Annotated in this window: 12 protein-coding genes; 6 read left to right on the forward strand and 6 right to left on the reverse strand. The window is 43.8% G+C overall.

Features of this window, described 5'->3' with window-relative positions:
* Nucleotides 1–25: 25 nt before the first annotated feature.
* From VIN08_RS26790 to VIN08_RS26800, 3 genes are all read right to left on the reverse strand, one after another.
* Entirely contained in the window at nucleotides 26–643 is a 618-nt protein-coding gene (locus tag VIN08_RS26790; protein ID WP_331972390.1) for an OmpH family outer membrane protein, read from the reverse strand.
* A gap of 104 nt (nucleotides 644–747) precedes the next feature.
* A complete protein-coding gene (locus tag VIN08_RS26795) occupies nucleotides 748–1311 on the reverse strand; it encodes a hypothetical protein (RefSeq protein ID WP_331972393.1) in 564 nt (187 codons plus the stop codon).
* Between the two features lie 101 nt (nucleotides 1312–1412).
* Nucleotides 1413–1925 (reverse strand): gamma carbonic anhydrase family protein, encoded by a 513-nt coding sequence (locus VIN08_RS26800; RefSeq protein WP_331972396.1) that lies wholly within the window; start codon nucleotides 1923–1925, stop codon nucleotides 1413–1415.
* 121 nt (nucleotides 1926–2046) lie between these two features.
* Between VIN08_RS26800 and miaB the strand changes: the two genes are divergently transcribed.
* The 5 genes from miaB to secG all read left to right on the forward strand — a co-directional run bounded on the left by miaB (nucleotide 2047) and on the right by secG (nucleotide 6885).
* Nucleotides 2047–3507, forward strand: coding sequence for a tRNA (N6-isopentenyl adenosine(37)-C2)-methylthiotransferase MiaB (gene miaB / locus VIN08_RS26805; RefSeq protein WP_331972398.1), 1461 nt, complete (start codon nucleotides 2047–2049; stop codon nucleotides 3505–3507).
* Nucleotides 3508–3617: 110 nt separating this feature from the next.
* The gene (locus VIN08_RS26810) at nucleotides 3618–4892 is read left to right on the forward strand and encodes a sigma-54 dependent transcriptional regulator (protein WP_331972401.1); all 1275 of its coding nucleotides are present in this window, start codon (nucleotides 3618–3620) and stop codon (nucleotides 4890–4892) included.
* Nucleotides 4882–5451 carry an LptE family protein gene (locus VIN08_RS26815; protein ID WP_331972404.1) on the forward strand — a complete coding sequence of 190 codons (570 nt, stop codon included), beginning with the start codon at nucleotides 4882–4884 and terminating at the stop codon, nucleotides 5449–5451. Before VIN08_RS26810 ends, VIN08_RS26815 begins: the two co-directional genes overlap by 11 nt.
* Before the next feature lie 24 nt (nucleotides 5452–5475).
* The gene (locus VIN08_RS26820) at nucleotides 5476–6534 is read left to right on the forward strand and encodes a hypothetical protein (RefSeq protein ID WP_331972407.1); all 1059 of its coding nucleotides are present in this window, start codon (nucleotides 5476–5478) and stop codon (nucleotides 6532–6534) included.
* A gap of 3 nt (nucleotides 6535–6537) precedes the next feature.
* Complete coding sequence (gene secG, locus VIN08_RS26825; protein ID WP_331972410.1) at nucleotides 6538–6885, forward strand: preprotein translocase subunit SecG; 348 nt, start codon at nucleotides 6538–6540, stop codon at nucleotides 6883–6885.
* 54 nt (nucleotides 6886–6939) lie between these two features.
* Here secG and VIN08_RS26830 read toward each other — a convergent pair whose 3' ends face one another.
* The 3 genes from VIN08_RS26830 to lpxK all read right to left on the reverse strand — a co-directional run bounded on the left by VIN08_RS26830 (nucleotide 6940) and on the right by lpxK (nucleotide 10643).
* Entirely contained in the window at nucleotides 6940–7542 is a 603-nt protein-coding gene (locus VIN08_RS26830) for a tRNA-(ms[2]io[6]A)-hydroxylase (protein ID WP_331972413.1), read from the reverse strand.
* A gap of 115 nt (nucleotides 7543–7657) precedes the next feature.
* The gene (locus VIN08_RS26835; RefSeq protein WP_331972416.1) at nucleotides 7658–9571 is read right to left on the reverse strand and encodes a putative porin; all 1914 of its coding nucleotides are present in this window, start codon (nucleotides 9569–9571) and stop codon (nucleotides 7658–7660) included.
* Nucleotides 9572–9596: 25 nt separating this feature from the next.
* Nucleotides 9597–10643 (reverse strand): tetraacyldisaccharide 4'-kinase, encoded by a 1047-nt coding sequence (gene lpxK, locus VIN08_RS26840; RefSeq protein WP_331972418.1) that lies wholly within the window; start codon nucleotides 10641–10643, stop codon nucleotides 9597–9599.
* Nucleotides 10644–10753: 110 nt separating this feature from the next.
* Here lpxK and VIN08_RS26845 point away from each other — a divergent pair, with 110 nt between their 5' ends.
* Nucleotides 10754–11854: a Nif3-like dinuclear metal center hexameric protein gene (locus VIN08_RS26845; protein ID WP_331972421.1), complete on the forward strand. Its 1101-nt coding sequence runs from the start codon at nucleotides 10754–10756 to the stop codon at nucleotides 11852–11854.
* Nucleotides 11855–11890 lie beyond the last annotated feature (36 nt).

Raw genomic sequence — 11890 nt, forward strand, 5'->3', positions numbered from 1 at the left:
CTATCCATGAAGGATAACAAGTTGGTTATTTCGTAGCGGAGCTGTCGGCTTTAACGCCACCGTTTTTCTCCTGACCATATTCAGTGTTCAAGCCATTGATTACATCTTGCGAAATGTTCAGGGCATCACCGGCAAACAATACATCGCTGGTAGGGTCGTACTTCAATACTACTTGCAGACCTTTTTCAGTACCATATTTTTTCAGGAAGTTGGTAATGCGATCGTAAAGTTCTTTGTTCAGTTTAGCCTCTTCTTCCATCAATTGCTGGCTGAGCGTCTGCTGATAAAGTTGAAGGTTCTGCTGTTTCTTGCCCAGGTCTTCCTCTGTAGCTTTTACCTGGCCAAGAGTCATGCTGTTTACGTTGCGTTGGTAAGCAGCTATCTCATTTTGCAAACCCAATGCGCGATTACGATATTCTTGCTCGATCTTCTTTTGCTTTTCTTCGAGTTGAACTTTTTGAGCTTTCAGGTAATCGTAGTATTTCAATACCGTGTCAGAATTGATGTAAGCAATTTGCAGGTCGCCTGCTTCCGTCACTACTCCGGAAGATGCCGCAGGCTTGGATGATGAGAAATGTAAATAAAACAACACACCTACTGCTACCAGCAGTACAATGTTCAGAATCAACGAAAGATTTTTCATTATTAAAGGTTCAGAGTTCAGGGCGCAAATATGTATAGAATTTTTGGAGGCTGAACAACGGTGATCGCAGATTTTCGGTAATCTTTTCGCCAGCCCGCCTCAACTCAGCCTGCTTCCTGATCCTCTGTTTGAAAGGAATAAAGCGTAGGATCCAGCTTTAGTGTATCTTCATTAAAGTCTTTGATGAATTTTTCGATAACCTTATCGGTAATATGATCTACATGCAGGCCAACATCCAGGCTCACACCAAATTCGGAGTTGGCATCCATATCTACATGCTCCTTTACTTTTACGGATTCGTCTTCTTCCAGTTCCATGATAACCTCGGCCATGAACAATCCTATTTCTTCTTCCAGTGGATCGAGTGTTTCCAGGTTGCCATTTTCGTCTTCTTCGTATGTTATCTTTTTATACTCCGGAAAATGTTTGGCCGCGCGGTGTTCTGCTATCTCGTATAGTTCACTTTCGTGTTGCAGTCTTAAAGTATAGATCACGGTGTCATAGATCACGTCTTTACCTTCGAACTTTCCAATAAAGTAAAAGTGTGCATATTCCTCTGAGTTTTCATCTTCGTCATCAAACAAAAAGACCCTGCCAAGCGCATTCATTTTCGCCTGATACTCTTCTATTATCCGGGGGCTGAAACCTAAATTCTCTACTGCTGTCATAAACTCAAACGAATCGTTCTTTAATTTAGAAATAATTGGTTAAAAATATACATCTATACTCCAAAGAAATTTATACAAGTTTCAAGGTATACATGGGTGTATCATTCCTTGAACCAGGTGGCATACATCGGGTAATTCCGTGCCGTCCGGTGTATAACCTCCTTCATTTCCTCTCCAATAGCCTTCACACGCTTGGCAGGCGTACCTGCGTAAATACTGCCGGGCTCAACAATGGTTCCCGCTAGTACCACGGCTCCTGCTGCGATCACAGAATTTTCACCGATCACAGCATCGTCCATCACAATAGCTCCCATCCCGATCAACACATTATCTTTCACCGTACAGCCATGTACAATAGCATTGTGTGCTATAGATACATTACTGCCGATTACCGTTCTGGCTTTTTGGTAGGTGCAGTGAATTACCGCCCCATCCTGAATGTTTGTATTATCGCCAATGGTAATGGAGTGAACATCACCACGCACTACAGCATTGAACCAAACGGTACAGTTATCGCCCATCACAACCTCGCCCACCACGGTTGCATTATCTGCCAGAAAACAATTGTTCCCAAACTTTGGCTCATGCCCCCGAACTGTCTTGATCAATGCCATATAGGTATATCATTAAAGTATCGCGAAATCTACAATCCTGAATTGAAAAATCGTAAATCCACTGACAAGATGTCACCATAAAACACTAAAAGTTGTACTTTTGCGACTTATTAAGAATACGATGGAGAATTTGATCGGAGATTTGGATGTTTTGAACCCACAGGATACAGAAGCTTGTGAAACGGTTCATGTATCGAAGGACGAGAACACGGGCAATAAGCGTAAACTATATATTGAAAGTTATGGATGCCAGATGAACTTTGCAGACAGCGAGATCGTGGCATCGATTCTACAGAAAGAGGGATTTGACACCACGTCTGATGCAGCATCGGCTGATGTAATTTTCCTGAACACATGCTCTATCCGCGAGAAGGCTGAGCAGACCGTACGCAACCGCCTCACCCATATAAATGGTTTGAAGAAACAAAAGCCTGAATTGCTTGTAGGTGTATTAGGTTGTATGGCTGAACGCCTGAAAGCAAAATTTCTCGAAGAGGAAAAGATCGTAGACCTCGTAGCAGGCCCGGATGCATACCGTGATCTCCCTGCATTGATCAGTCAGGTAGATGATGGCCAGAAGGCAGTGAATACATTTCTGTCGCGCGAAGAAACGTACGCAGACATCAGCCCGGTTCGATTGAACTCCAATGGCGTTACAGCATTTATATCCATCATGCGCGGATGCGACAACATGTGTTCATTCTGCGTAGTGCCTTTTACCCGCGGACGTGAACGCAGTCGTGACCCGCACTCTATCGTACAAGAAGCAACGCAGTTGTTTGCGCAAGGATATAGAGAAGTAACATTGCTCGGACAAAATGTAGACTCCTATAAATGGAGCCCCGAAGAGAATAACAAAGCGTGGATCGAGAAGAACGGCATTGGTAACATCGTAAATTTTGCCAACCTGCTGGAGCTTGTAGCACAGGTGCACCCTGACCTGCGCGTGCGTTTCTCTACCTCTCACCCGAAAGATATCACAGATGATGTGCTGCACACCATGGCACGATATGAGAACATCTGCAAGTATATACATTTGCCCGTGCAGAGTGGCAACACCCGCATACTCGATATTATGAACCGCGGCTACTCGCGAGAGTGGTATCTTGAAAAGATCAAAAGCATCCGCACGATATTGGGAAATGAATGCGGTATATCTTCTGATATGATCACTGGCTTCTGCACCGAAACAGAAGAGGAACACAACGATACATTATCCCTGATGGATGCTGTTGAATACGACTTTGCCTATATGTTCTTTTACTCCGAGCGCCCAGGTACGTTGGCTGCGAAAAAGTATGCGGATGATATAGACCTGGAAGTGAAAAAGCGGAGACTGAACGAGATCATTCAAAAACAAACCGAGCATTCGCGAAAGCGTAATAACCTGGATGTAGGCAAAGTACATAAGGTGCTGGTCGAAGGATTCTCCAAACGATCTGACGAGCACCTGCAAGGACGCAACTCTGCCAACAAAGTAATTGTTTTTCCGAAGGAGAATTACAAAAAGGGCGACTATGTACAGGTGCTGGTAGAAGAGTGTACGGGGGGTACGTTGATAGGAAAGCCCCTTAACAGTTAGACCGTATCAGCTTGGTATGGTTGAAGAGAAGACTGGTATATATTTTATATTCAGTCTACTGTTAATGGAATATTTTTTTGACGAACAACGATTAACAGACAACAACCCAGATGGCAATTTCAGATTTAGAAATACAAAACGTAAAACAACGCTTCGGTATTATTGGCAATTCACCCTTGCTCAATAATGCAGTGAGTGTTGCCATACAGGTAGCACCAACTGATATGTCGGTGCTGATCACGGGTGAAAGCGGAAGTGGTAAAGAATCTTTTTCAAAAATTATACATCACCTGAGCCCGCGCAAGCATGGCCAGTTTATAGCCATCAACTGCGGCTCTATTCCGGAAGGCACGATCGACTCCGAACTCTTCGGTCACGAAAAAGGATCTTTTACCGGGGCCCATGAAGCCCGCAAAGGATACTTTGAAGTGACCAACGGAGGAACCATCTTTCTCGATGAGATCGGTGAAATGCCCCTTGGTACACAAGCACGATTACTCCGCGTGCTGGAGAATGGTGAGTTTATAAAAGTAGGTTCATCGAAGGTGCAGAAGACTGATGTGCGTGTAGTGGCTGCTACCAATGTGAACCTGATGCGCAATGTAGAGGAAGGTAAATTTCGTGAAGATCTATACTACCGACTCAGCACTGTACCGATCTATGTGCCACCTTTGCGTGAACGAGGACGTGATATTGAACTTTTGTTCAGGAAATTTGCGACCGATTTCTCCGAGAAATACAGAGTAAAACCAATCGCGCTGACGGACGAAGCAAAAGATATACTCCTGAAGTATCGCTTCCCCGGAAACATACGCCAGTTGAAAAATCTGGTAGAACAGATCTCCGTTTTATCAGCCGATAATAAAGAGATCAATACCGAGACTCTTCAACGTTATCTCCCGAAGGAAACCAGCTTACCTGCCTTGTATAAAGGTGCCGGATCGGTATCCGAAAAAGAAGGTATGTCTGAACGGGATATACTCTATAAGGTATTGTTCGATATGAAGAAGGACTTCAATGATCTGAAGAAGCTGGTACTCGATACGTTGGGCAATCCTTCGAAGGCATCACAGCTTATGAAAGATCATCCCGGATTGTTTGAAGGTATACATGCTGCCGAGCCAATCAATGGTTCATCGTCGTCCGAACCGATGGTATTGAATTTACCTTCAGCCGATGTAACAGACAATGGTACCGTAGAAGATGTTCACGACATTACACATGAAGCCGAAGATGACTCGTTATCTATAGAGAAAAAAGAAAAGGAACTCATCGTACGCGCACTTCGAAAAAATAATAACAAACGGAAATATGCGGCACGGGATTTGGGCATCTCCGAGAGAACATTATATCGAAAAATTAAACAGTACGATCTTGAAGAATAATAAACCGGAAGGAAGTATATATAGCTTCCTTCTTCGCCTGCCTCTTGTGTTACTTTCTGTTGGTTGCTTTACCGGTATATTTTTTCTGGAATCGTGCGGAGTATATTCTTTTACCGGTATAAGTACTGATGCCAAGACTATATCGATGCCCGAGTTTTATAACAATGCCGACCTCGGCCCGGCCAATATGGGCCAAACATTTACCAACAGTTTAAAGACATACCTGATTCAAAACTCCAGCCTGTCGGTGATACCCGAGAATGGCGACCTCCAAATGGATGGAGAGATTACCGACTTCAGGCTCACCCCTATTTCTCCGGTGTCTACTGGCGACAATACCCAGGTTAACAACGCATCTTCTACACGTCTTACTATTACGGTAAAAGTAACGTACGTTAACACAAAAGATGAAGCGATGTCGTTTAAAGACAAATCATTCTCGTTTTATAAAGATTTTACGAACGATCAGAACTTCACTGACATAGAAGAACAGCTAACTAAAGACATTTTCGACCGAATCATCAACGACATCTTCAATGCGTCCGTTGCCAATTGGTAAAATTTACTATTTTTACCTTAAGGCATGATATCAGTGGAAAAAGACTCCTTTATAAAAGTACTTCATCACTATTCCGATAGCTCTATCGAAGAAGCTAAGGAAGTGCTCTCCCTAAAAGAGAGTTACCCTTATAGCCAGTTACTACACGCACTCTCCGCTCGTTTGGCGAAAGACCATGGCTTCAGCACTCAACAAGCTGAATTACAGATGGCAGCCGTTTATGCAGCCGACCGCGGAGTATTAAAGGAAGTAATGACAAGGGAAGCCATTATATTGGAGTACCCTACAAAAACTTCTGCATCCGTTCAATCAATACCGGTTGCTATATCTGCACAGGTTACTACTTCGCGACAGCCTGTAGTGCAGAGCACTACCAATGAAGATCTTGCTGAGGAAGTAATGCACGACCTCGAACGACTCACCGAACTTCGTCATAATTTTGAGATGATGTTCGATGAGAAAGTTACTGCATCCATCACTCCAACTCACACTCCCGTTGAAGAGACAGAAGAAGAATCTTCAGAGGAAGAAGCTTATCACAAAGACACTACCAAGTCTAAGAAGGAACGGATAAAAGAATTGGCCCGTGCCATGCAGGCTACCAAGCCTGAACCTGCTGCCGAAGAGTCTGCCAAATCCAGAAAGGAGCGCATCATTGAGTTAGCGAAAGCTGCACAAGCAACTGCCGAATCAGAAGAGCAAGAACATACAAAACCCAAGACTCGAAAAAAAAAGAACGAAAACTCCAGTGAGGAGTTGATCGATGAAATTGTTAGCAGCAAAGAAGAACTTACACTCGAAGGAGATAAACAAAAGGAGCAGCTTGAAATCATCGAGCAGTTTATCAAAATACAACCTTCCATTACTCCTGCTAAAGAAAAATCAGGACCACCACCTTCCGGTGACCTCTCCACTATAAAGACCGGGGAGTTCGGAGACAACGTAGTTTCGGAAACGCTGGTGGAAATTCTGATAAAACAAGGAAAAAAAGACAAGGCTATCGAAGTTCTGAAAAAGCTTATTTGGAAGTTTCCACAAAAAAAAGCTTACTTTGCGGCTCAAATTGAAGACTTAAGAAAATAATATATGTACGCACTCGTAATCGGTTTGATCATTTTGTTCGCAGTATTGCTGGTATTGGTAATTCTGGCTCAAAATTCTAAAGGAGGAGGTCTTACCAGTCAATTTGGTGGCTCTGCTGCCAGCAACATCATAGGTGTAAAAAAGACTGGCGACTTGTTGGAGAAACTTACCTGGAGCTTCATCATTGGCATCATGGTATTGTGCTTGGCCACCAACTTCATCACTGCAGACAGAGGAGGTTCTAACAACAACATTCTCGACAGAGCAGGTGAACAAGCTCCGGCACAGGCACCCGCTATGGATCTGCCTTCATCATCTGAAACAACTCCTGCTACTGACAGCGCTAAATAAGCTTACAATTCAAAGTATATACTCAAAGGGTTGCTTCGGCAACCCTTTGTTGTTTTAGTGCATTCGGTCTCCGCGTACTCCTAGGCTTTTCACAATCTCCGCTTCCTGTTCCAGCAACTCATGCCAGCGGTTCATCACCACTTCTTCCGGCATATACTCCTTCGCCAACTGCAGGAAGTTTTTATAGTGCCCGGCTTCCGAGATCATCAGCTCATGATAAAATTCAGCGAGTGATTGATCCGGTAAATTCTTCCATAAAATCTTGAAGCGCTCGCAACTTCTCGCTTCGATTAAGGCATTCATCAGTAACTTTTCCATAAGCTGCTGCTCGCGGTTGCCACCTTTCTGAATAACCCGGTTCAGCTTCTCTACATATTCATCTTTACGCTGCCTGCCCAGGCTCCAGCCACGCTTACGCAACTCAGCCACTACACGCTCAAAGTGATTCCACTCTTCGGCTACAATGGGAGACAACCGCTCTACCAACACATCTTTTTCCGGATATAGAATGATCAGCGATATACAGGAAGACGCAGCCTTCTGTTCGCAATATGCATGATCAACCAGTATATCTTCCAGGTGAGTCTCTGCTATATTAATCCATCGCGGGTCAGTAGGCAACTCGAGACCTAATGTGAATTTATCCTTTGCTTCCATGGAGAGAGAATTGAAAGATTACAAAGTTGAAAAATTTTAAGATTAGAAGATTAAAAAAATTAAAGATGCAGCAACCCCAATTTTTCAATCTTTCAATTTTCCAATTTTAAAATTCTCAATCATAAAACGACCAATCAAACCCGAAGTCTAGAATGCTTCGTTGGCCCGGGTAATACGGAGTAGGCATATATCCCTGTTTGGTAAAAGCCTGCATCAGGTTATTATACTTCAGGAAAATGCGACCGCGCTTGATACGTGTACTGAAGAATATATCGATCAACGGAAATTGTTTTGACTGAAAGCTCTTCTGCACATAGAACTGTTGGATCGGTACATCATAGCCCAACGCATAGTAGGTAGAATTCCAGTGTACATCTACCCCCGTGTGCATATCGAGGTTACCGTTGAAGAATATGTTCTCGTAAGAGAGCTGACCATTTACAAACAGCTGAGGTATCTGTATAGCATCATCGTCATTCTTCAGCATGTGGTTATAAATAGCTTTACCGGTTAACCGAATATGCTTCGCCATGGTGAGTGTAAAATTCAATTCAGGTGCGACAAATACTTGCTGACCGGACGATTGCACCGGCATTACCTTCTGATCAAGATCATAATCACCTTCCTTGAAAAACACATAGTTGCCGAGGCGGGTAAATGTGAGTCCGGGCGATACCGATAGCACCGATGAATTATAGTGTATATATCCGTTGATCTGTGTTACGTTCACATTGTGAAAGTCGGTGGAATATGTAAAGGAAGGATACCACACATCGTGACTGCCACGGTATGCCTGGTGTAAAAAAGATGGTGCGTATTGTACCTGCTTTAACGATGCTTCGAACCACGGGCTTTTTATACTTCCCTCAATTCTATAGTTACCGGTTTGCATAACCTCTACCCAACCACTCACCTCTCCGATCGAATCAAGACGCAACGCCATACGCCCGCCCAGGTAACTTTCAGCACCCTTTGTCTTAAGGGATAGTGTATCCGGATCGATATAGTTATAGTTCATCGAGTAATTCCGGATGGCATAGTATCCGTTATAAAAAAGCTTGAGCAGATTTCCCTTGATCCCTATTTCATTTCGAAGCGTTTTGAATTTTACAGCATCATAAGAAGTAGTGCTGTCGTATTCTGTATGATCGAAATAATTCTTCGTTTCACTTCCGGGTGTATCCTGAAAAGAATTGCCCTGCCGGTAGCGGTCAAACACATGATATACCTGCAGCGCCTTGCCTACTTCGTATTGATGCGCCAGGTGTATATTCATACGCAACTCACGTGATATAGCTTGGGTAAGTGAAGGCAGCGCATTGGCATCGAAGTAATCGGCATACGTAAAACTGGTGGAAGTCTGACTGATACCTCCGTACTCATCAGCTTCCATGGAGTTTCTCCGGAAGTTAAAGAACAGCCTATATGTACTGTCTTTCGATTGATAGGCAGTATATAAATCGTAGTAATTAGAAACAACATTGCGATCGCCTTTACCGGCACGCTGCACTTGTTTATCAATGAAGAGGCCGCGATAATTAAAACCGAAATTCCAGCGTGGATTGATATTGCGACTATAGGTAGCTTTTGTGATCGATCGGCCTTTACCTCCCAGAATTACGCGCATATTGGAGTAAGGCGACTTGGTGTCGTAATATTTTACCTCTTCCGTATCCCAGATCAGGTTGTTCTGGCGAAAGCCCGAAGTTACCCCGATAATATCGGGCACCTGATAATATATAGGGTTCATGGATGTACCAATATTACCAAGGTCCTGGTACATATAGTTATTCTGCTGTATATAGGTATAGCGGTGAAAATTGCGTGGCACCGTATCGATAAAGTGATACGTCTGCCTGTTCATAAAGACATCCTTCTCAAAGTAGTAGCGAGAGGTCTTCGGGCCGTATATCTGTTTCGTTGTGTCGTCAATGATCCGCGAACCTCTTCGCGGAGTATCGTCCTGGGCAGAAGCCACCGACACGACTGTAACAAAACCTATTAATAGTATAAATCGGGAGAAACGCACGCGCAAAAATAGACTTTTAAATGATTTAAGATGGGTTAAGCTCATCCGGTACTGCATTTAAAATCATCGCATCAAAATCCTGTCCATTTTTTAAAAATTTCACTTCAATGGGAATATAAAATAATGGAAGAGTTGCCCGTTGTTCATTAAACGCTGCGCTGATCATCTTTACCATATCCTTTTCGGTAGTGATAAAGCTGGCCTGCGGATACTCCTTTGCCAGAGCATGCAAGCGCGTAAAATCCTCTGTTGTATACACATGATGATCGCCTAATGCAACGTGCTTCACCACAGTATAGGTTGCTGCTATATAGCTTACAAAGGGTGCTGCCTTGGCTATGCCGGTTACTATAATTACCTGGCTGTCTGATTGCTTTACAGGCTTGCCAAAAGATACCGGTTGTCCGTAACGAATGCCGGAGAAGAATACAGGACACGCTGCATACTTTCTGATCTGCTGTTCAATCACCATTCGCTCTTCGTCCGAAATCTCCTCGGGGCATTTTGTAACAACAATAACATCCGCCCGAGAGGCATTACTCCTTGATTCGCGCAAGCGCCCGGCCGGCAACAGGTAATCATTATAGAAGGGCTGATTATAGTCTGACAGCAAGATGGTAAAGGAAGGCTTCACCCGTCTGTGTTGATAGGCATCGTCTAACAGAATAGAGCGTGTATCTTCTCTCTCCTGCAGAATGTTGGGTATAGCAAAGGCGCGATCCTCTCCTACTGCCACGGTAACCCTACCCGCAAACTTCCGGTAAAACTGTGCAGGCTCATCGCCCAGCGTATCAGCATCATCCTGTTCACCGGCAATGCGGAAACCTTTAGTCTTTCTTCCATATCCGCGGCTGAGAGTCGCTACAGGATAGCGGGTATATAACAAGCGGATGAGGTGTTCGATCATAGGTGTTTTACCAGTACCTCCTACGGTGAGATTGCCCACGCAAATAACCGGTATATCAAAACTTGCAGAAGGCTTGATGCCCCGGTTATACAACGTATTCCGCAGAGACGTTACCAGGTCGTAGAGTATAGCAAAGAGGAAGAAAAGAATACGAAGTACTATCATAAATACATTTCCAGATAAGCGTATCGGCCGGGGGCGAGTAATAAATTAAAATCTCGAACTACTAGCTTCTTGATCTCGAACCATTATCTTTCACCCCGGATCAATCACGTATGGCCGTAAAGATAAAAGATGTAACCGATTACCTTGAATCGATCGCGCCCAGAAGCTATCAGGAGTCGTACGACAATGCCGGGCTGATCACCGGCAACAACTCCTGGACGGTAACAGGTATACTGGTAACACTGGATTGTATTGAAGCCGTTGTTGATGAAGCTATTGCCAGCAATTGCAATCTTATCGTTGCGCACCACCCGATCGTGTTTAAGGGATTGAAAAAACTGAACGGTAATGGTTATGTAGAGCGCACCGTAATCAGAGCTATCAAACATGATATAGCCATCTATGCCATCCACACCAACCTGGATAATGTATATACCGGTGTGAACCGTAAGATCTGTGAAAAGATAGGCCTGAAGAATCTAAAGATACTCGTACCCAAGAAAGATACTCTTAGCAAGCTTGTTACTTTTATACCGGTAGAAAATGCTGAAGAAGTATTGGCTGCTTTGCACCAGGCCGGAGCCGGGCAGATCGGTAACTACAAGAATTGCAGCTTCCGGTCAGAAGGCACGGGCACGTTTATGCCCAATGAAGCAGCAGCACCCCATATAGGTAAGGCTAACCAGCAGGAATATGTAAAAGAAGTGAGAGTCGAAGTAATTTTTCCTGCTCACCTGGAGAGTAAAATACTTCAAGCCCTTCGCGCAGCCCATCCGTATGAAGAAGTTGCGTATTATTTAAGCTCTTTATTGAATGACAATCAAGAGGTTGGCTCAGGAATGACCGGTGAGCTCGAAACACCTGCTGAACCATTAACCTTTCTTCAGGGTTTAAAGAACAGTATGGATTTACACGTGATCCGTCACACAAAAATAAAGTCAGGCCAAATTAAAAAAGTGGCCGTATGTGGAGGTTCAGGCAGTTTTCTGCTACCTCATGCAATTCAGTCCGGGGCCGATATATTCATAACGGCCGATTTCAAATACCATGAATTTTTCGATGCCGATGGCCGTATAACTATTGCGGATATTGGCCATTATGAAAGCGAAGTATTCACCAAAGAACTTTTACAGGATGTTTTAATGAAAAAATTTTCTACTTTTGCGATCATTTTTTCAAAAACCGTCACGAATCCAATTAGCTACCTATAACGAATGGAAAATCAATCAGTCGCACAGAAGCTTGAA

The sequence above is a fragment of the Ohtaekwangia sp. genome (assembly GCF_036568665.1).
In the GTDB taxonomy this organism is placed as follows: domain Bacteria; phylum Bacteroidota; class Bacteroidia; order Cytophagales; family Cyclobacteriaceae; genus Ohtaekwangia.